Source organism: Paraburkholderia podalyriae (assembly GCF_014397785.1).
GTDB classification, from domain to species: Bacteria; Pseudomonadota; Gammaproteobacteria; order Burkholderiales; family Burkholderiaceae; genus Paraburkholderia; species Paraburkholderia podalyriae.
Genome location: NZ_VZQQ01000004.1, coordinates 234,099 through 253,118 on the forward strand (window position 1 = coordinate 234,099; position 19,020 = coordinate 253,118).

The window sequence follows — 19,020 nt, forward strand, 5'->3', positions numbered from 1 at the left end:
GGCCTGGCGGCCTGGCGATGGAGGCTAGATGAAAGGCAGACGGGCGGTAATGGCAGGCGTGGCCGTTATCGTGGTTGCCCTGATGGGCGCATACCGCGGATACGCCGCGCATGCCGGGGAGCCCGCGCCGAGTCCCGTGACCGCACCCGTGACCGCACCCGTGGTAGCCAGCAGCGATACCGCGGCCGCGGCGCGCGGCGCGAAACTCGCCGCCGTTGGCGATTGCGTTTCGTGCCACACCGCGACGGGCGGCCAGCCCCTCGCAGGCGGACTGCCGCTGCAAACACCCTTCGGCGTCATTTACTCGACCAACATCACCCCGGACGACGACACCGGTATCGGGCGCTGGTCGCTCGACGCGTTCGCACGCGCGATGCGGCGCGGCGTGTCCAGCGACGGCCATCTGCTGTATCCCGCGTTCCCGTATCCGCACTTCACGCACATCAACGATGCCGATATCGGCTCGCTGTATGCGTGGCTGATGAGTCGCGCTCCGATCAGCGCTCCTACGCCGCACAACGAGCTGATTTTCCCGCTCGGCTTCAGGCCCATCATGGCCGTGTGGAATCTTCTTTACCTGCATACCGGCGACGAAGCAGCGCCGTCCCCGTCCGAAGCGTCAGACGTCGCACGTGGGCGTTACCTGGTCGAAAGCCTCGGTCATTGCGGCGCGTGCCACACGCCGCTCAACCGGCTCGGTGCCGAGCGCCGCGACCGCGCGCTGCAAGGCGGCACGATCGAGGGATGGGATGCTCCCGCGCTCACCGACCTCGCGGCACGCCCGACGCCCTGGACGCAGGCACAGCTCGTCAGCTATCTGCGCACCGGCCTCGCGAGCGAACATGGGGCGGCGGCGGGTTCGATGCGCCCCGTCACGCGCATGCTCGCCGACGCTTCCGCCTCCGACGTAGACGCGATTTCCGCCTATCTGCTGGCGCTGCCAGCCGGGGCCCGAAGCGGGCCCGAGCATGCCGTCGCTTCACCCCCCGCTTCCGCTGCGAGCGTGCCCGTCTCGACCTCGCCCCGCAGCGGCGCGAATCTTTTCGCGGCGGCCTGCGCATCGTGCCATGCGCAAGGCGCGCCGATGTCGACCGATGGTGCCCGACCGCCGCTGTCCCTTTCCACGGCCGTCAACGCCGACAGCCCACGCAACACGGTTCGCATCATCCTCGATGGAATCGACTGGCACGAGAGCGATAGCGCGCCCTTCATGCCATCATTCGCCAACACATTCACGGACGCGCAGATAGCGGAACTCGCCAACTACACGCGCGAACGCTTCACCGCACGCGGCTCATGGCCCTCGCTCGACGCCGACGCGGTCGCGCATTTTCGCAAGGACGGCCTGCCACGATGATCACACTCAACGTCAACGGTGTCAGTCATACGGTCGAGGTCGACCCGTCCACGCCGCTGCTCTATGTGCTGCGCAACCAGTTGCAGCTCGATGGCGCAAAGTTCGGCTGCGGTCTCGGTCAATGCGGCGCATGCACGGTCAGCGTCGGCGGCGAGCCGGTGTTCTCGTGCCTGATGCCGGTCGTGGCCATTGGCGATCGGCCAGTCGGAACCGTCGAAGGACTTGGCACCGCAGAACATCCGGGACCACTTCAGCAAGCCTTCATTAGCGAGCAAGCCGCGCAATGCGGCTATTGCATCGCCGGCATGATCATGCGCGCGCACACGCTGCTGGAGCGAACCCCGCACCCAACCGATGAACAGATTCGCCGCCACATGCAGCCGAACCTGTGCCGCTGCGGCACGCACATGCGCATTCTCGCGGCGATCCAGCAAGTCGCGACGGCTTCGCCGCGTGCGGACGGCGGAGCCCAGTCGTGAGCGACGGCCGCCCATTCCCCGTCGCTCGCGACGGCGGCCCGGATGACCCCGCGCGGCGCCGCTTCGTCGTTGGCGGCTCGCTGATGGTGAGCTTCGCGATCGTGCCTGGCATGGCCGCGCTCGCGCAAACCACCACCGAAGCGGGCACTTTCACCGCGAACGCTCCGAAACTGCCGGGCAGTCTCAAAACCACGCCGTCGCTCGATGCGTGGATCAAGGTCACCCCTGACGGCCACGTGAGCGTATGCACGGGCAAAGCGGAGCTTGGCACGGGCATTCGCACCGCGCTGCTGCAGGTCGCCGCGGAAGAGCTGGATCTCGCGCCTGATGCGATCGAGCTGATCACCGCCGACACCGCCGAAACGCCGAACGAAGGCTACACCGCAGGCAGTCACACGATGGCGGACAGCGGCAGCGCGATCCTCAACGCCGCGGCTCAGGTGCGCACGCTGCTCGTCGCGAGCGCGGCCTCGCAGCTGGGCGTCGCCGCATCGGCACTCACTACACGCGACGGCGCCATCATTGCGGCCGACGGAAGACGCGTGACCTATGGCGAAGCCGTGCGTTACGCGAACCTCCATCAGAACGCACAGCCCGATGCCGCGACCAAGCCGCCATCGTCGTACGCCGTGATTGGCCATGCGCTGCCGCGCGTGGATATTCCGGGCAAGGTGACGGGCGGCGCCAGCTATGTCCAGGATCTGCGGCTGCACGGAATGCTGCATGCCCGCGTCGTCCGGCCGCCGTCTTATGGCGCGAGCCTCGTTGCAGTCGATAGCGGGCGCGTCGAGGCGCTGCCCGGCGTCATCAAGGTCGTGCACAACGGCAACTACCTCGCGGTGGTCGCCGACGACGAATGGCGCGCGATCCTCGCGATGCGTGAGCTTGCGCTCGCCGCGCAATGGCGGCCCGGGCCGCCCCTGCCCGATCCGGCGAACATCCACGCGTTGCTGATGACTCTGCCTTCACAGGAAATCGCGGTGGCCGACCAGCACGATCAGGACATAACGACAGGCGCGGCCGCGCCCGGGGCGACGTTGCGGGCGCGCTATTCAAGGCCGTATCTGACGCATGGCTCGATTGGGCCATCATGCGCGGTCGCGCAGCTCGACAACGGTGTGATGACCGTGTGGACGCACACGCAAGGCGTCTACCCGCTGCGTGCGGGGATCGCCGGCATGCTCGCCATGCCGCCCGACCAGGTGCGCTGCGTGCATATGGAAGGTTCGGGCTGCTACGGACACAACGGCGCGGACGATGTCGCGGCCGACGCCGCCCTCATCGCACGGGAGCTGCCTGGCCGCCCGGTGCGCGTGCAATTCATGCGCGAACAGGAACACCTGTGGGAGCCGTTCGGCCCGGCAATGACAGTCGAGGCGAGCGCAACGTTCGATGCGGCAGGCACGATTGCCGACTGGCGTTACGAGCTATGGAGCAACACGCATAACAACCGCATCGAGAATGCGGGCCGTCTTTTGCCCGCGCAACTGCTGGCGCAACCGTTCACCCCCGCGCCGCCGAAGCCGATTCCGATGCCGGAAGGCGGAGGCGACCGCAACAGCATTCCGCTTTACCGCGTGCCCAGCCTGCACGTACGGCATCATTTCGTGCCCGCGATGCCGATACGCGTGTCCGCCATGCGCTCGCTGGGCGCGCACATGAACGTGTTCGCGATCGAGAGCTTCATCGACGAGCTCGCCACCGCCGCGCACGTCGATCCGGTTGCATTTCGCCTCAAACATCTCGATGATCCGCGCGCCCGTGACGTCATTCGCGCCGTGGTCGATCAATTCGGTTGGCGAGCCCGCACCGGGCGAACCGGCGAGGCGAGCTCGCGCTCGCACGGTACCGGCTTTGCGTTTGCCCAATACAAGAACCTGATGGCCTACCTTGCCGTCGCGATGGACGTGACGGTCATGCGCGATACCGGCGAGCTCAGTATCGAGCGCGTCGTAGCGGCCGTCGACTGTGGGCAGATCGTGAATCCGGACGGCGTGCGCAATCAGATCGAAGGCGGCATTCTGCAAACCACGAGCTGGACGCTCTATGAAGAAACGCATTTCGACCAGCAACGCATCACGAGCTTCGACTGGAGCACTTACCCGATCATGCGCTTCTCGTCCGTACCCCGACGCGTGGACGTGCTGTTGATCGACCGGCCGGGCCTGCCATTTCTCGGTGTCGGAGAAGCGGCGCAAGGCCCGGCCGCCGCGGCGCTCGCGAACGCGATCGACGACGCGACCGGCGTGCGGATCCGCGACTTGCCGTTGCTCGGGCCAAACGGAAGGAACGTGCTCAAGCATGAGGCTTCGTGAGACTCGTTCACATTTTGCGAAAGCCGATATTCAGTTGCTCCCTTTCCGACCTTCCCGGCCCGCGGTTCTTTCGCCAACCGAATGCGGGCACGCACGACCTTCGGCGCGCCGCCGCGAGCGCTCAGTGACTCGACGGAAACGCGAACGTCGCGCGCGCGCTGCCATTGCCGCGGACGTTCACGTTTTGCTTTCTGGTAACAACGCTGTAGGTGGCGCTGACCGTATAGCGCCCTTGAGGAAGCCGCACGAGCATGTACGGCCCATGCGAAGTGGTATCGAGCACCGTTGCGCCGCCAGCTTTGCCAATCTGCACTTGGACGTCGGCCACATAGCTCGCACCGGGACCGGTGAACTGCAAAGACAGCGGCCATTGCCTTCGTGCCTGCCGCAGCGCGGTTGACTCGTCGCGACCGACTCCGCCGGACACGAACGATATGTCGCCCTGCTGCTGCGTCGCTGGCATGCCAGTTCTATGAATCTCGCTGGCGGTCTGCGGAGCATCCGCTTGCGCCGCTGCGACGCTTGCCTGAACGAGTGTGAATGCCGCGGCGAGCAGAGTCGACGCGATCCGGGGAGCGTTTCGTTGAATTTTCATCGTGGTTGCTCCTTATAGTGTTGCCGGCTGCGGGTTAGAGTGCGTGCCCGGTCCGTCGGATGGAAGCTTCGGCGGGCTCGGCATTGCTTCAAGCATAGGAAAGAATCGTCGATGCGTGAAGAAGCGCCAGACTAGGGCTCGCCGATCCACTGAAGTTATCCGAAAGTCCCCTCATTGGAGCGAATTCCGGTAATCCGTAAGCGATTTGACCTTGCACTGCGGTACCGGCGAATCCGGATGACACGTGGGAGATTTACGTAGCGTTGTAATTTTGGGCATGCCTGTCTCCGCAAGCCCGACCGGCACCACTTCCCCTGCATCCGCCCGCAGCGCCCGCTCGTGAAGACGCGCGAGTATATGGGGCATGTAATTTGCGCCAATTCCAATGACCGGTCGAAGTGCAACAGGCCCGCAAGTCGCGTGCATGCCATTCACCGAAAGCCGGATTGCAGCCAGGCCAGGAGGAATCTGCGATGAAACTAACTGCGAGACATTTTGTAATTGCGGCGTCGGTCGTGCTGCTGGCGATGGGTGCATCTGGATGCAAGCGGGCGGACAACAGTAGCGCGACCAGCGGCGCAGCGGCGGGCAGTAGCGGCCCGATGGCTAACCCCGCAGCGACCGGGGCGATGGGCGCCGCAAGCGGCCCGGCGGCAGCATCGGGCGCCAGCCAATAACGGTAGACAGGTCAATATCTGCGGTGGTGATTTCCGGCACATCAGGGACTGTTTCAACGACTGGAAGCGCCAACCGCTTGTTTATCGCAGCGCGATATATGGCTGGTGATGGCAGCCTACGCGGAGTAATGTCCGTCGCGCACGGGCGCTACTGAACACGAGGCAGATGCACGCCGTACGCGGCTTCCAGCCGGTCGACGCGCCCATTTCAGCGTGTGAGTCTTGCGCCCGACGTTGCGATCCAACCGGAGGCGCGCCCCATCGACATGCTTCTGCGTGCCCCCGGCCTGAAATAGTCCAGCCGGCTAGCGAACGTAGACGTATCTTCAACGTCGGCTCTGCGCCGCCGAACTGTGGCCATTCGATGGCGCCAGTTGAATGTCCCTTTCCCAGGTCCCGCCCGAAACGGTCGTTCCCCCCGTGTCCGGGCGTTCGGGCATCACCTAACTTCACGACAACCTCCCATGATCACGGCGACGAGCTGCGCCTGGCCGAACACTGCACGAGACAAAATCTGAAGGGAGCGCGCCCATGGACTCGGGTACGACAAGGTAGTACCGTTAGAAGTCTATGCTTTGGAGAGGGCCACCCATGTCGAGCAAATACGCACTCAGCGTGTCGCTGACGGAGCACCTGTGTCACCTTGTCAACGAGCAGGTGGCCTCGGGCCGTTACCGCACTGCGAGCGAGGTGGTGCGGGAGGCGCTTCGCCTGCTGGAGTCACAGTTGTCGAACCGGGGACCGTCCACCCAGAATACCGTTGCGCCGGCCAATCGCACCCCGGCCTCGGGCACTCGCGATGACGACCGCGAACTGCCGACGCAAACGCCTGGGAGAGATTTGTGAACGATGCATCGCGGTTCCCGGTTGCCGGCGTCGGCGCCTCGGCCGGGGGAATAGAGGCGCTGGACGGTTTCTTTCGCGGGATGCCTGCCGAGCCCGGCGTCGCTCTTGTCGTCGTGACGCATCTCGGCCCGGAGCGTGAGAGCCTGCTGCACGAGATCATGGCGCGATATACGGCGCTACCGGTACAGGTCGCGGCCGACGGTATGCGGGTGGAGATAAACAGCGTCTACGTGGCGCCGTCCAATGTGGTCCTCGGGATCGGGAACGGCCATCTCCGGGTTCAGGTGCAGAGTACGAGCCGGCGCGAGCGCAAGCCCATTGACATCTTTTTCAGCGAGCTGGCAAATGACCAGGGCGAACTGGCGGTGGGCATCGTTCTGTCCGGCGGCGACTCCGATGGCACGCTCGGGATCAAGGCAGTCAAGGAGCACGGCGGTCTCACCATGGCGCAGATCGCGGACGGATTCGGGCCGCAGCACGCAAGCATGCCCGAGAGTGCGATCGCCACCGGGCTCATCGACTTTGCCGTCCCCGTTGAACAGATGGGGCCGAAACTCGCTGAATTCGCCCATAGCACCTATGTGCTGGACGATATCGCCTTCAAGGCCCAAAACGCGGCGGACCAGCAACAGATCGATGACGCGCGAAAGGAGATTTGCGGCATCCTGCGCGGCCAGCTCGGTCACGACTTCAGTGGCTACAAGGCCAAGACTTTCATGCGCCGCGTGCAGCGGCGCATGCAGGTAATCCATGCCGAGACAGTCGATGTCTATGTCGAACACCTGAGGCGCGATTCGCGGGAAGTCGGCGCACTGTTCCGCGATCTTCTCATCAACGTAACCAACTTTTTTCGCGACGCGGAAGCGTTCGAAAAGCTCGCGAATACCGTCATCCCGCGGCTTTTCGAGGAGCGCGGAGTGGACGATGTGGTACGCGTCTGGGTCCCCGGTTGCGCGACCGGGGAAGAGGTCTACTCGCTGGGTATCCTGCTGCGCGAACACATGGATAAGCTTGCGATCGTGCCCCGGGTGCAGGTCTTTGCCAGCGATATTGACGAACAGGCACTTGCAGTCGCGCGCGCAGCCAAATATCCTGGCCAGTTACTCGATAGTGTGTCCCCCGAACGCCGGGACCGCTTTTTTATTCCCGACGGCGCGAGTTATGTCGTGGCCAAAGAGGTGCGCGACCTGTGCATCTTCTCGCCACACAGTGTGATTCGTGACCCCCCTTTCTCCCGGATCGACCTGGTCTCCTGCCGTAACCTGCTGATCTATTTCGGCCAGGATGTTCAGGGGCAGGTCATTCCGACGTTCCACTATGCGTTGCGTCCCGACGGCTACCTGTTTCTTGGCACATCGGAAAGCGTCAGTCAGTTCGACGATCTGTTTGCACCGGTCGAGAAAAAACATCGCATCTTCCGTCGCCGGTCGGTGCCCGCACCGCACCTTCGACTCCCGCTGATGGTCTCGTCGATGCGGACCGGTCGCGCGGGCGAGCTGACGGCGCGGCGCACGGAAGTTGGCGGTGTTGCACTGCGCGAGATGGTCGATGCTCAGGTGCTAGAGCGGTTTTCGCCGCCTCACGTGCTCGTCAATCGCGACGGTGATGTTGCGTACTATTCAGCGCGGACCGGCAAATATCTCGAACCGCCCGCCGGCATTCCCTCGCGTCAGATATTCACCATGGCGCGCAAGGGCATTCGCCTCGAACTACGAACGGTGTTCCGCGAAGCGGTCGAATCCGGGCGCTCGGTGACACAGGAAGGCATACCGGTTGAGGAAGACGATGGACGCGTGCAGATGGTCACTGTGACGGTCGAGCCGCTCAACAGCCGGCCCGGCGTTGAGCAGCTTTATCTGATTCTGTTCATTGATCAGGGGGCGGTCCTGAGCCGCGAAGAAGCATTAAGTCGTGCTCACGCTGCGCACGACGGCACGACGGTGCAGATGGAACGGGAGCTGCGCGACACGCGCGAGCGCCTGCAATCCGTGATCGAGGAATACGAGACCGCACTGGAGGAACTCAAGTCGTCGAACGAGGAACTTGTTTCGGTCAATGAGGAGATGCAGTCGACCAACGAAGAGCTGGAAGCGTCGAAGGAGGAACTGGTCTCGCTCAACGAGGAACTGCACACCGTCAATAGCGAACTGAACGGGAAGATCGAAGCGCTCGATCGCGCAAACAGCGATCTGCAAAACCTGTTCGAGAGCACGGCGGTCGCCACGGTTTTTCTGGACCGGCAGCTCGTGATTCGCAGCTTCACGCCCGCCATGACGAGCGTATTCAGTATCCGTCCGGCCGACCGGGGACGACCCATTACCGACCTGGCAAGTCCGCTGAATATGCCGGAGTTTGCCAGCGATATCGCGCGCACGGTGACTGAGGGCGAAGTGATCGAGCGTCGTGTCGATAGCAACGACCAGGCGATCAATTATCTGGTCCGTCTCGCGCCCTACCGCAATGGCGACCGGCGGGCGGAAGGTGTGGTGGTCACGTTCCTGAATATTACCGGCCTTACCCACGCGGAGGCACGCCAGAAGGTACTGATTGCGGAACTCCAGCATCGCACGCGCAATCTTCTCGCACTCGTTGAATCAATCGCGCGTCAGACCTTGCGCAAGGAGCCGCCGCTTGAAGCATTTGCCTCGCGATTGCGTGCCCTCGGGCGTCTGCAGGGGATTCTCGGGAAAGCGGCGGGCGAGCATGTCGATCTGGGCGACATCGTACGCATGGAGGTTGAAACGATCGCCGGTGTCGACGCTGACAACAATATTGCCATAAGCGGCCCGAGCGTTCCCCTCGGCCTCGAATATGTTCAGAACATCATGCTGGCCATACACGAACTCGCAACGAACGCGTTGAAATACGGAGCGCTAAAAAACCGCCAGGGGCGGCTGGATATCCGCTGGCGTGTTGAAGACATCGGGCAGGACCAGTCATTGCTACTGCTGGATTGGCGGGAAAGCGGTCTGGCCGTCCCGCCCGACCCTTCGAAACGTGGCTACGGACGACAGTTGATCGAACAGGCGCTGTCTTACTCCTTGCGGGCAAAGGCAGAACTGCTCTTTTGTGACGATGGGATTTCGTGCCGGATCGAAATGCCGTTTGATCGAAAACGTTCCAGTGCTGCCCACCAGACCTGAGGAAAACTGATGGGACAGGGTACAGAACTTCAGGGACGCCGGATACTGGTTGTCGAAGACGACTTCGTCGTTGCGCAGGCGCTTTGTGGCCTGATCGAAGAGGCCGGTGCAACGGCTGTGGGCCCGATCGGCTGGGCGGACGAGGCGCTGGCATACATCCAGTCCAATAAGGACGCCTTTAATGGCGTGGTGCTCGACGTTAATCTGCACGGGCAGAAGTCGTACCCGATCGCGGACTGGCTGACCGAGAACAGCGTCGACTTTGTCTTTACAACCGGCTATGGCGCCGAGGCGCTCGATCCTGCTTATGCCGGCTGCCCGCGGTGCGAGAAACCCTTCGATCCACGTGTTCTTTTCAGGCTGCTCGGTTCCAGCGCTCTCTAGATTGAGTCTGCGGCGTCTTCTTCGTCGAAGTTTCTGGTCGCGGCTGTTGGACGTCGCCAGGGAGCGGACGCGTCTGCACGCGACTGGCGCCCAGTGAAAGCCGAATCAGGAACGCCGTGCTCACCGCACGGCGATCCGGGAATCAAACCTCAATCGGCGTTTGTGCCGTCGAACTCAACGATTTCAACCCAGTTCGCGCCCTTGCCGACCGGATACTGTCCGATCGCACTCAACTTGCCAGTCTTACGATCGATGTTGTAAACGCCAAGGCTCGTCGACAATTGTCCGACAGCCAGCAAGTACTTGCCGGACGGATCGATATTGAATCCACGCGGTTGCTTTTCGGTCTGGTATGTACCGATACGCGTCAGCTTGCCAGAGGCAGCGTTGACCTTGTACGCCGCGAGCGTGCTCGATGTGCGCTCTGATGCAAACAGGAATCGCCCGTCCGGGCCATCGGGCCGGTCTTGACGGTCTGCTGTACGTTGCCGACCACACCATCCGCGCCGATCTGATTCACCGCCAGAAGGTTGCCGCCATATGACGCGGAAAAGAGGTAACGGCCGTTTGCGTCCGTCGAGATATACGCCATGCTATCCGCAAGCGGCGCCCTGCCGAGTTCGATCAGCCGGCCATCGAGCGGATTGACCGCAAAGCTCACCACGCGATAAGGCTTCGAGCGCAGTCCTGCGTAGAGCCGGAGATGATCTGGCGAAAACGACATCGGCATCACCGTTGCCCCGACAGAAACAGTCTCCACGGGCGCAAGCGAGCCGTTCGACTTGTCGAGACTGAACACCGAGATATCCTGACTATCTGCATTCGATACATACGCGTACGTCGTGGCCTGTGAAATGCAGCAGAGGGAAGCACCGGCAATCAGAATTGCGGTGGCGCCCAGGAAGCCTTTAACGTTCATGTTCATATTCCAGTTAGAAATGATTTGAATTGTCTGAATCAACCACGGCTTTGCCTCGATCAATCGGAGCTTCTATTGCGCGGCGAGGCGGAATGCCGAGACTGCATCCGTCATTGACTGCGCCTGCTGTTCGAGCGCGCTCGCGGCAGCGGCGGCTTCTTCGACGAGTGCCGCATTCTGTTGAGTCGCCTGGTCCATCTGCGTAACCGCCTGGCCGACCTGTTCGATGCCCGTGCTCTGCTCGTTCGTTGCTGCCTTGATTTCATTCATGATGGTGGCCACGCCGCGCACGGCGCTAACAATCTCCTTCATCGCCTGACCCGCCTGCGCGACCAGGCTGTTGCCGTTAGCCACATCCTGGACCGAGACGCCGATCAAGGCCTTGATCTCTCGGGCGGCGTCCGCGCTGCGCAGAGCGAGACTGCGAACTTCGCTTGCGACCACGGCGAAGCCGCGTCCCTGCTCACCGGCCCGTGCCGATTCGACTGCCGCATTCAGCGCAAGGATATTGGTCTGAAATGCGATGCTGTCGATCATCCCGGTGATCTCGGCGATCCTGCGCGAACTCTGGCTGATTGCATTCATTGTCTGGATGGCGCGCTCGACCACTTCGCCGCCATGCTCGGCGACATCGGCTGCGCTCGAAGCCTGTGTGCTTGCCTGCTGCGCGTTATCCGCGTTCTGTTTGACGGTGGACGTCAATTGCTCCATGCTGGCCGCGGTTTCTTCCAGCGCCGCTGATTGCTGCTCTGTGCGGCTCGACAGATCCACATTGCCCGCGGCAATCTCGCGCGCGCCGCCGTAAATGGCCTCGCAACTGTTGCGCACGTTCGCCACTGTCTGAGCCAAACCACGCTGCATCCGCTGCATCGCCGCGAATAGCTGACCGATCTCGTTGCCGCTCGCCTCGGGGATGCGCGCTGTCAGATCATTCGCCGCGATTCGATCGAGCAGATTGGCGGCGTCGTTCAGCGGAGCCGTCACGATGCGCCGCAGCGCGAAATGCGAAGCGACGATCAGGGCCAGCGCCGCGCTCACTCCGAAAATAACCAGACTGACGACCCACGTATATTCGCGATCGACCTGCGCGATGGCATCGTTCGACAACGTGTTAGCCATGCTCTGGAATTTCTCGACATTCACCGAATACGCCACACCGGTTGACGTAATGTCGTGATCGTTGATAGCGGCGTAGGCGTTCGTATCGCCGGCACGCAGAGCATCGGAGGCTTTCTTCAGGATCGCGGCGAGGTTGACTGACGATTCGATCAACTGCTGCTTCAACCCGTCGTCCTGCCCACGAAAAACGGCGGCGCTTCGAAACGACTCGGTTTCCGCAGCCGCCCGGTTCATCGTCGTTTCGGCGCTCTTCAATGCCGAGTCTCGCGTCGTCTCGTCGTTGCGCTCCTTTAGCGCTGAGTAGGCTCGTGTCAACGCGGCTCGAGTGCGTGTGGAGTCCTTGTATGCGTCGTTGACGAGGATTTCCTGCGTCGCGATCTGATGGATGCGGTTGAGATTGGCATTCGCGCGGCTGAGCGTGGCGACACCGATCACGCCGCCCAGCAAAATCATCGCCGCAAAGATCAGGAAGACAGTCAGGAGACTATTTCGAACCGATACGTTTCTCATGCCGCTTTTTCAACCCGTTGTTGTACGATGACTTGTTTATCGGCAGATTAGGCGATCTCTTTAGAAAATGGGCATGCCGATAGGCTTGATGCGGGACATCAGACTTCTGCCAGACATTGGTATGCGTTCAAGCACGCTTCGCCTGACACCTTGAAACCCGCTCGCCCGGGTATTGGGAGGATCGACAGGCTCAGACATGGGAAAACTGCTTCAGATACCGTCATCAGCTAACGTATGCAGTTCGTGGGAAACTGCAATGGCGATAGTCAGATACTCGCTCTCTCGTACCTGGGCAATTGCTACGCCTGATTCACCTCGCCAAATCGACGCGAGGGGTTGCCCTGCCAATACAGGTAGCTTGTAAGCCGAGATCCGCTGTATCCGTTCGCCACTCGGCCCGCTTTTCAGCCCACCATTTAGCGCTTATCGAAGCAGGATTTCATAGCCGACATGCGAAACGCGCCTTACATCAAAAGCCGGTTGCTGATCGTCGCGGCGTTCGCGTTGCCAGCGTTCGTCTTCACCAGCGGCTGTAAGTCCACGGTGACGCCGCCCTTGACCGCGCCGGGGAAGATCGCCACTGACGACGCTGCGCTCGCCGCCCGGGTGAAGCAGGCGCTCGTCGCGGACCCGGAACTGCGATCCTTGCCGATGAGCGTCGCGACGTATCGAGGCGTCGTGCAGTTGTCTGGATACGTGGATTCGGAGGCACAGATTCAGAAAGCGCTTGCCGTGACGCGCGGCGTGCCGGGGGTGCAATCCGTGAGCAACGATCTGCTCCTCAGGCCGCAATGACGCGCGTTTGCCGGAAAACAGATGAACCAATGCTCAGCGCCGGGTAAAGGGCCCGTTGCGCAGCGCAATGCGGCCATAGCGGTCGCCAAAGAGCTGGAGGTGCCGGCCACCTTTCATCTGGGAGCGACGATCAGATCGGCCATCAGGCAGAGAGTAATTCGTCGCATGGTCGAGCACATCGGTGGATACTGCCCGTCAGCGACGTTTTCATATGTCGATGACCGAAGCGCCGCTCACCTTTCCGTCGACGATGTCCTTTCCCTGCTGCCGGGCGGCTCGCCTTGCCGTACCGAAGTCAGAGAATGTATGCGCCAGGTTCAGCCTGAAGACCCGGCTTGCGGTGGGAATTGCTGTCGCGGCCGGACGACATATCCGTACTGCAATTTCATAACCTTCCGCGTAACGGGAATGTCCGTCAAAGCGGCTGAATGTGCGGGGAAAGACAAGGGGGTGAAGTTCGTACCCCTTGTAGAGAAAAAACGGGTGTGTCGACATGTTGGTCACTCCACAGGGGGTGACTCACTATACCCCTGAACGGGCTACACCGGGCGGCGCTGAGACTGTTACCAGAATTGAATTGACCGATGGTACTGTCGCGCGTACCGTGAAAGTTAGGATTGACAAAAGCGGGGCACTGCCCGGATTGTCATGGCGTTTGCCTGGATGGCCGGGCGATGGCTGTCTGCCTCGTTCCACCTCCACGCTTACGTGGCAAACTCTTCAAGAACACCACCATCAACAGCGTCTGCCTGCCGCGCGATGAGGCTGGCCGAGGATACGGAGAGTGACCCACTTCGTGAGTTCGGGGCAGCGCGGTGCGCGATCGGACAAACGTGAGCGGAATGCCGGGTGAGGGAACGCCTGCGGAAGTTAAGCACGAAGTTCAGGTATCCGTGTACCGGACAGCTGGCCAGGAAACTCCGTTCCGGTCGCCTCGTCGGTGTCGCTCGGGGGCGTTCGGATATCTCCTTCGGCCAAACCTGCACAACGATCAAAAACGTGCTGCTTGCTGCGGCCAAAAGGAGTGACCTGATGACAACCATTCGCCATTATCGCGGTCTCGATATTTCCCTACTCGTGTATCCGCATCGCACGACTCAACCGGGATATGGTCACAACTACGAGGAAGGATTCGATGCGTCGATTCGCATCAGCGATCCGGACTCCATGACGGACAGCCCACGAAGTCGCCTATTCCGTGTGCCCGGCAAGAGGCCCTTCTTGAATGCCGGCGACGCAAGGCGCGCGTCAGTGGCCTACGCCGAAATGCTGATTGATACTGACGGCTTTGATCGCAGCACCCTGGAATCCCCCTGACTGCTAGAGCCAGAACCGGAATCTATGCAGAAGGTACCCGTGTTCGTGCGCGCCAGGGACACGCCATAAACAGTGTGCATTGCCGTCCGCCCGCGCCTGCGTTCTCACTTCGACCTCCTCTGAAAGCTCAAGAGTGTCGTCGACTTCGATGTCGTGCGTAAATTGCCAAAGACATCGATATGGAAAATCCAAAGGTTCGCACTGAGCGCCGGCTCAAATCGGAAGGTAACCGATCGCGCGTGATATTTTCGCGCGCCTTATTGCACGAGTCCTGATGGCTAAGATGCGTTGAGCGTGCTGAACTGGGGCGTTGCCTTTAACCGCGCGTGTCGACCCAGTTGCGTGCCCAACGTGTCGAGTGCTGCAACGCCTGCTCCTCACTCATGAAGTAATCGAGCGAATAGAACTGGTAACGGCCGTCGGCGCGCTCGCTATCGGCGCGCTCGAGCAGCAGGTTGGAGGAAAAACTACCGTCGGGCAAACGATGCGCCGAAGGCTGGACGGCATAGCCGTTGTATTTTTGAATTTGTGTGTTCTGCATTTTAGTTTTAATAATGTCGAGTGCGCGCGTGCCTTGCGGAATGTGCAGGGGCGCGTCGATTCAAAGGCATCTCGGGCCGAATCTGGAGCAGTCGGAAAGCGAAGACATGGCGCGAATGCCAGAGGGGAAAATGAGCGCAACGAGACGTATGGCGCTTGGCAAGCTGCTGGATAAACAGATACAGCGAGGAGCGAACGCGTCACTTCAGGAAACAACGCTTCGCGAGGATGTCGCTGCAACCCGGCGTCCGTCGCGGAACGCCGGGCTCTTCAAACTTTACAGCGGCTTGATGTTAGCTGCCTGCAGACCCTTCGGGCCTTGCTTCGTTTCGAAGCTCACCTTTTGATTTTCAGCCAGCGTCTTGAAGCCGTCGCCGCTGATTTCGGAGAAGTGAGCGAAAAGGTCGTCACCGCCCTTGTCCGGGGTGATGAAGCCAAAGCCTTTGCTGTCGTTGAACCACTTAACGGTACCGGTATCCATGAAGAATCCTTGAAAAAAATGGGGAAAATGTGCTCCGTTGAAGAGCGTATGAAGAGTCAAGGAGGGAGAGGACAACGAATACCGCTGAGGAGCGAGCAATTGATGAACAGCAATCGAACTTCTTGAACTTCAGACGACAGCCTAACCGCCCGGTGGTACCAGCGTCAATACTTATCTTGTAATTGTTCCACGAGGCGGCCCGTTTTGCGGACGAAGCGATCCAACGACCGGATGCGCCGCTCGAAGCTGCGAAGCGGCACGCCTCGATCGATTTACGGGTTGGCATACCATTTCGCTGTGCCTGTATGGCCGACATGCTCTATATGCAGAACGGGCGCCACGTTGTCGCAACGCAGTTAGCACAAGACAGGACGGCACTGTTGCCGTAGCGGATGATGAAGGAAGAAGCGCAGCATTCCGGCACTTGCATCCGGACCTGTGGGGGCCTGAGTGGCCGCTTCGGAAAAAAGACCGTGTCCTGTTGCCCGCGCCAGCCTTTCGGGCATATTTGCCGCTTTTCTTCGCCGCGAGCCCGAAGTTAGATTGTGCGCGCATCGACCCGGAAGACCGGAATGCACACCGGCCGCGGCATACAGCTCGGGATGCTCGGCGATCATGATCGCCGCCATTGCGGCCCCTGCGGACATCCCCGCGACATACGCGCGCGTAGGATCGACGTTGTGGGTTGCGATGATTTCGCGTGTGATGCCAGCGATCAACGACGGCTCGCCGCTCTCGCGGTGCTGTAGCGCAATGCGTTGCGCGAGAAATACGGTGGCACCGGCTACTGAAAGTGCATATGGTCATGCGACTGGTCGCAAGGCTTAACCCGTCAGACGACGCCGCCATCATTTTCCCACGCCCTTCAGCGCCACTCTCGGGCCTTCGGTTTCGCATTCATCGTCCGCGTTCTCGCGGCAGTATCCCTGCCATTTTCCAGGACCGCAGATGAAAGTTGACGACCAGGATCGCAAGCCTCAGACCCGAGCGGTGCGAGCAGGCACCTTGCTTCATTGCCCACCATACTCCGCGTTTAAGCGGTCGAGTTCGCCCGATTGGCGTGCTTGCTCAAGCTCATGCTTGACCTGGGCTCGGGTCTTTCCCATTGGAGCGCCAGCGTCGCTCCTCGTGGCGGTCACACCACCCACAGAGTCTGTCGAAGACACGGCGGGACCTCTGGGCTGCGTTGCAGGCGCCATATCTTGCGCCTGGACGTATCCGAATGCGAGAACCGCGGCGATAGCTGCCGCGACTTTAAGCGGTTTCATATCTATGTACTCCACAAAGTTCAATTGGTTTGGTTTCTTGAACCGGCCAATAGAGCCGCTATTTCAAATACGGCCCCCCGGAACTATCACGGCACGGGCAAAGCGGTCGGACGATAAATCGCGGTGGGACACTCCCCGGCTGCGCTCCGACTTAGTTGCCGAAAAAAAGTCGCATTGAGGCCTCGGCTGACCCACCTACCGCTTAAAACGAGACTCGAGCAACAACGAATAAACCTTTTCTCGCTCCCTGCTGATTCTTGCTTTCGCTCCGCCAAATGCCATACAGCGTCGTCTCCGACGCTGTTTGGCCGAGCAAATGCGAAGTTGGCTTGTGGCACCGTTTGTGCCCAAAGCCGAACTTATTCGATGACTATCTGGTAATGACGCGAGGCTGGTACCGGGCGGGGCAGAAGGATGCGCAATAAGTGCGCCGGCGAAAGGACGTTGTAAAGTCGAGCCAATAAGACCTTGCTGCTTTAATGTTATAGGACGCAAAGGCCGTGACTGCTAGCGGAATCGAGAATCGCCAAATCAGGGGCGACAGTCGCGCCTGGTCGCGTTCGCCGGTCCGACGCCCCATGACGCTGAGGACGCGACTCCGGTCAAGGCATCGCTCACCGCCGCGCCGCCCGTTGATATCGGCAGGTCTTGAGTGAATGATTAGACGGCCTGCACAACCGAGAGCTTGGCTGTGTCGACTACCCGGTGCGCTGATTCCCATGAATCGTATTGACGCTCAAGCACCCTCTTCCATGTGGGCAGCAGTTTCATCACGGTATAGCCCGACCGCCACAGTTGAGGCACGCTCTGACGCGTCGGGCGAGCGCGAACACCTGAATGTCACGGTAGTCGTAATGGAAGATGCTTGCATTAGCCGTTAGCCGTTTATCGAACCATTCGCTCTTGATGCCAACTTCGTAGTCGGTCAGATACTCTGGCGTAACGGTGGACACTGTGCTTTGCGTATACGCGCTGCCGTTATAACCTCCTGAACGGAAGCCGCGCGCATAGCGAAAATAGGCGCGCACGTTATTACCGATCGCGTATTCCGGCGTCAGGTCCCAGGTCGACGCACGCCATGTGTTGGTCTGATCCTCCTTCGACAATGACTGGAGCAGTCAGCGGCAATCGAATACGCTGATGGCAGAGAAACCTCGCATGGCGAACCGCTCCTATGTCCTCCCGCATGTGCATTGCCCGCGCCCAGTTCGTCGATCTGTCGTGGGCCATGTGTTCTTTTCATGGCTCAGCCGGTGCCATTGGCCATCTACAGACGCTCATCCATGCTTTCGTACGATGTTCGACCCGTTGAATCCGCCACTCGCAAGAGCCGGGCTCTACAGCCGCTCGATCAAGCGTCGGTCTCCCTGCTCGCAGTATTCATGACACGCCGCACGTGCCGCGTTAGCCGCGCCGTGCACGAAAAGCGGCGCATCCGCGCGTCGGGACATCGACACCACGATGGACGGCGGCGAGGGCTGCAGCGGCAGTTCGACCACCTCGCCTCGCGCGATCAGATCATCGACGAAAAGACGCGGAATTGCCGCCACGCCGAAGCCATCGCGCACGAGTTGCACGATCACCGAAATCGATGGTGAACCCGTAATGCGCGTATCCGCGAGCGGCACGCCGTTGGCGAGCGCGAGCTTGCTGACGATGTCCTCCAGTGCGCGATGAGGCGCCGTCCCGCGCCCGAATGTGAGGATCGGATGACGCAGCACGCGTTTCGCGAGTCCGCTGCGCGAAGGCGGTAGCAGCCCCGCTCGCGCAATCCAGTGCACCGGATAGTTCGCGAGCGCATCGCATACGATCGATTCCTCGTCGCTGCCTTCCACGCGAACGATGAGGTCGAGTTCGCCCGCCATCAGACGCCGCTGCAGCACCACACTGACATCCACAGCAAGCTCCACTTCGAGCTGCGGATAGTCCTTCGAGAGCCGCCGCATATAGTCGGCAAGCCAGCTATGCACGACCGTCTCGATCACGCCGAGTCGCAACTTGCCGCGCATCGCGCCTTCATGTGACGCGGCGGCCTGCAACTGGCGCGTCGCCTCGACCACGGCCTTCGCGTAGCCGAGCAGATATTCGCCGTTCGGCGTGAGCCGTAATTCGCGGCTCTCGCGATCGACGAGCACGGTACGCAATTCGTCTTCCAGTGCCTTCAGGCGCTGCGAGATCGCGGCCGGCGTGGCGTGAAGCGCGGTCGCCGTAGTGCGGAAACTGCGCAGCTTGGCAAGCGTGACGAAGGTTTCGAGGAAGCGTGTATTCATAAGCC

17 protein-coding genes and 1 pseudogene are annotated in these 19,020 nt (G+C 61.2%); 8 read left to right on the forward strand and 10 right to left on the reverse strand.

What is annotated here, in order from left to right; genetic code table 11:
- Positions 1-28: 28 nt before the first annotated feature.
- The 3 genes from F6X42_RS06520 to F6X42_RS06530 are packed head-to-tail and all read left to right on the forward strand — an operon-like array spanning position 29 to position 4,151.
- Positions 29-1,357 carry a c-type cytochrome gene (locus F6X42_RS06520; protein ID WP_187633411.1) on the forward strand — a complete coding sequence of 443 codons (1,329 nt, stop codon included), beginning with the start codon at positions 29-31 and terminating at the stop codon, positions 1,355-1,357.
- Entirely contained in the window at positions 1,354-1,836 is a 483-nt protein-coding gene (locus F6X42_RS06525) for a (2Fe-2S)-binding protein (protein WP_187633412.1), read from the forward strand. The genes F6X42_RS06520 and F6X42_RS06525 overlap by 4 nt, the downstream gene beginning before the upstream one ends.
- Positions 1,833-4,151 (forward strand): xanthine dehydrogenase family protein molybdopterin-binding subunit, encoded by a 2,319-nt coding sequence (locus tag F6X42_RS06530; protein WP_187633413.1) that lies wholly within the window; start codon positions 1,833-1,835, stop codon positions 4,149-4,151. The genes F6X42_RS06525 and F6X42_RS06530 overlap by 4 nt, the downstream gene beginning before the upstream one ends.
- Before the next feature lie 121 nt (positions 4,152-4,272).
- Here the strand turns inward: F6X42_RS06530 and F6X42_RS06535 are convergent, their stop codons facing one another.
- Positions 4,273-4,746, reverse strand: a complete 474-nt coding sequence (locus tag F6X42_RS06535; RefSeq protein ID WP_187633414.1) for a carboxypeptidase regulatory-like domain-containing protein — start codon at positions 4,744-4,746, stop codon at positions 4,273-4,275.
- Between the two features lie 1,268 nt (positions 4,747-6,014).
- On the opposite strand from F6X42_RS06535, the gene F6X42_RS06540 reads away from it, so the two are divergent.
- Genes F6X42_RS06540 through F6X42_RS06550 form a run of 3 tightly spaced genes read left to right on the forward strand, consistent with a single transcriptional unit; the run spans position 6,015 to position 9,796 of the window.
- Positions 6,015-6,269 carry a type II toxin-antitoxin system ParD family antitoxin gene (locus F6X42_RS06540; RefSeq protein WP_187633415.1) on the forward strand — a complete coding sequence of 85 codons (255 nt, stop codon included), beginning with the start codon at positions 6,015-6,017 and terminating at the stop codon, positions 6,267-6,269.
- The gene (locus F6X42_RS06545; protein ID WP_187633416.1) at positions 6,266-9,412 is read left to right on the forward strand and encodes a CheR family methyltransferase; all 3,147 of its coding nucleotides are present in this window, start codon (positions 6,266-6,268) and stop codon (positions 9,410-9,412) included. The genes F6X42_RS06540 and F6X42_RS06545 overlap by 4 nt, the downstream gene beginning before the upstream one ends.
- A gap of 9 nt (positions 9,413-9,421) precedes the next feature.
- Positions 9,422-9,796 carry a response regulator gene (locus F6X42_RS06550; protein ID WP_187633417.1) on the forward strand — a complete coding sequence of 125 codons (375 nt, stop codon included), beginning with the start codon at positions 9,422-9,424 and terminating at the stop codon, positions 9,794-9,796.
- A 149-nt stretch (positions 9,797-9,945) separates the two neighbouring features.
- On the opposite strand, the pseudogene F6X42_RS06555 reads toward F6X42_RS06550, so the two are convergent.
- A pseudogene (locus tag F6X42_RS06555) lies at positions 9,946-10,721 on the reverse strand (beta-propeller fold lactonase family protein).
- Positions 10,722-10,787: 66 nt separating this feature from the next.
- A complete protein-coding gene (locus F6X42_RS06560; RefSeq protein WP_187633418.1) occupies positions 10,788-12,344 on the reverse strand; it encodes a methyl-accepting chemotaxis protein in 1,557 nt (518 codons plus the stop codon).
- Between the two features lie 450 nt (positions 12,345-12,794).
- Between F6X42_RS06560 and F6X42_RS06565 the strand changes: the two genes are divergently transcribed.
- Positions 12,795-13,139: a BON domain-containing protein gene (locus tag F6X42_RS06565; RefSeq protein ID WP_187633419.1), complete on the forward strand. Its 345-nt coding sequence runs from the start codon at positions 12,795-12,797 to the stop codon at positions 13,137-13,139.
- A gap of 207 nt (positions 13,140-13,346) precedes the next feature.
- On the opposite strand, the gene F6X42_RS06570 is transcribed toward F6X42_RS06565, so the two are convergent.
- A complete protein-coding gene (locus F6X42_RS06570; protein WP_187633420.1) occupies positions 13,347-13,634 on the reverse strand; it encodes a hypothetical protein in 288 nt (95 codons plus the stop codon).
- A gap of 537 nt (positions 13,635-14,171) precedes the next feature.
- Here F6X42_RS06570 and F6X42_RS06575 point away from each other — a divergent pair.
- Complete coding sequence (locus tag F6X42_RS06575) at positions 14,172-14,456, forward strand: hypothetical protein (RefSeq protein WP_187633421.1); 285 nt, start codon at positions 14,172-14,174, stop codon at positions 14,454-14,456.
- A 316-nt stretch (positions 14,457-14,772) separates the two neighbouring features.
- Here the strand turns inward: F6X42_RS06575 and F6X42_RS06580 are convergent, their stop codons facing one another.
- From F6X42_RS06580 to F6X42_RS06605, 6 genes are all read right to left on the reverse strand, one after another.
- Positions 14,773-14,997 (reverse strand): hypothetical protein, encoded by a 225-nt coding sequence (locus F6X42_RS06580; RefSeq protein WP_187633422.1) that lies wholly within the window; start codon positions 14,995-14,997, stop codon positions 14,773-14,775.
- Between the two features lie 276 nt (positions 14,998-15,273).
- Positions 15,274-15,477 (reverse strand): cold-shock protein, encoded by a 204-nt coding sequence (locus F6X42_RS06585; RefSeq protein WP_012428559.1) that lies wholly within the window; start codon positions 15,475-15,477, stop codon positions 15,274-15,276.
- 356 nt (positions 15,478-15,833) lie between these two features.
- Positions 15,834-16,196, reverse strand: coding sequence for a PHB depolymerase family esterase (locus tag F6X42_RS06590; RefSeq protein WP_222945496.1), 363 nt, complete (start codon positions 16,194-16,196; stop codon positions 15,834-15,836).
- 291 nt (positions 16,197-16,487) lie between these two features.
- Positions 16,488-16,745 (reverse strand): DUF4148 domain-containing protein, encoded by a 258-nt coding sequence (locus F6X42_RS06595; protein ID WP_187633423.1) that lies wholly within the window; start codon positions 16,743-16,745, stop codon positions 16,488-16,490.
- A gap of 770 nt (positions 16,746-17,515) precedes the next feature.
- Positions 17,516-17,851: a TonB-dependent receptor domain-containing protein gene (locus tag F6X42_RS06600; protein ID WP_246529984.1), complete on the reverse strand. Its 336-nt coding sequence runs from the start codon at positions 17,849-17,851 to the stop codon at positions 17,516-17,518.
- Positions 17,852-18,082: 231 nt separating this feature from the next.
- Positions 18,083-19,015, reverse strand: coding sequence for a LysR family transcriptional regulator (locus tag F6X42_RS06605; protein ID WP_187633424.1), 933 nt, complete (start codon positions 19,013-19,015; stop codon positions 18,083-18,085).
- Positions 19,016-19,020: the final 5 nt, after the last annotated feature.

Excerpts from the sequence above, each read along its gene's own strand:
- F6X42_RS06570 (WP_187633420.1), bottom strand. The coding sequence starts at position 13,634 with ATGTCGACACACCCGTTTTTTCTCTACAAGGGGTACGAACTTCACCCC.
- F6X42_RS06550 (WP_187633417.1), top strand. The coding sequence starts at position 9,422 with ATGGGACAGGGTACAGAACTTCAGGGACGCCGGATACTGGTTGTCGAA.
- F6X42_RS06525 (WP_187633412.1), top strand. The coding sequence starts at position 1,354 with ATGATCACACTCAACGTCAACGGTGTCAGTCATACGGTCGAGGTCGAC.
- F6X42_RS06580 (WP_187633422.1), bottom strand. The coding sequence starts at position 14,997 with ATGCAGAACACACAAATTCAAAAATACAACGGCTATGCCGTCCAGCCT.
- F6X42_RS06575 (WP_187633421.1), top strand. The coding sequence starts at position 14,172 with ATGACAACCATTCGCCATTATCGCGGTCTCGATATTTCCCTACTCGTG.
- F6X42_RS06565 (WP_187633419.1), top strand. The coding sequence starts at position 12,795 with ATGCGAAACGCGCCTTACATCAAAAGCCGGTTGCTGATCGTCGCGGCG.
- F6X42_RS06605 (WP_187633424.1), bottom strand. The coding sequence starts at position 19,015 with ATGAATACACGCTTCCTCGAAACCTTCGTCACGCTTGCCAAGCTGCGC.
- F6X42_RS06535 (WP_187633414.1), bottom strand. The coding sequence starts at position 4,746 with ATGAAAATTCAACGAAACGCTCCCCGGATCGCGTCGACTCTGCTCGCC.
- F6X42_RS06595 (WP_187633423.1), bottom strand. The coding sequence starts at position 16,745 with ATGAAACCGCTTAAAGTCGCGGCAGCTATCGCCGCGGTTCTCGCATTC.
- F6X42_RS06540 (WP_187633415.1), top strand. The coding sequence starts at position 6,015 with ATGTCGAGCAAATACGCACTCAGCGTGTCGCTGACGGAGCACCTGTGT.
- F6X42_RS06585 (WP_012428559.1), bottom strand. The coding sequence starts at position 15,477 with ATGGATACCGGTACCGTTAAGTGGTTCAACGACAGCAAAGGCTTTGGC.
- F6X42_RS06520 (WP_187633411.1), top strand. The coding sequence starts at position 29 with ATGAAAGGCAGACGGGCGGTAATGGCAGGCGTGGCCGTTATCGTGGTT.
- F6X42_RS06560 (WP_187633418.1), bottom strand. The coding sequence starts at position 12,344 with ATGAGAAACGTATCGGTTCGAAATAGTCTCCTGACTGTCTTCCTGATC.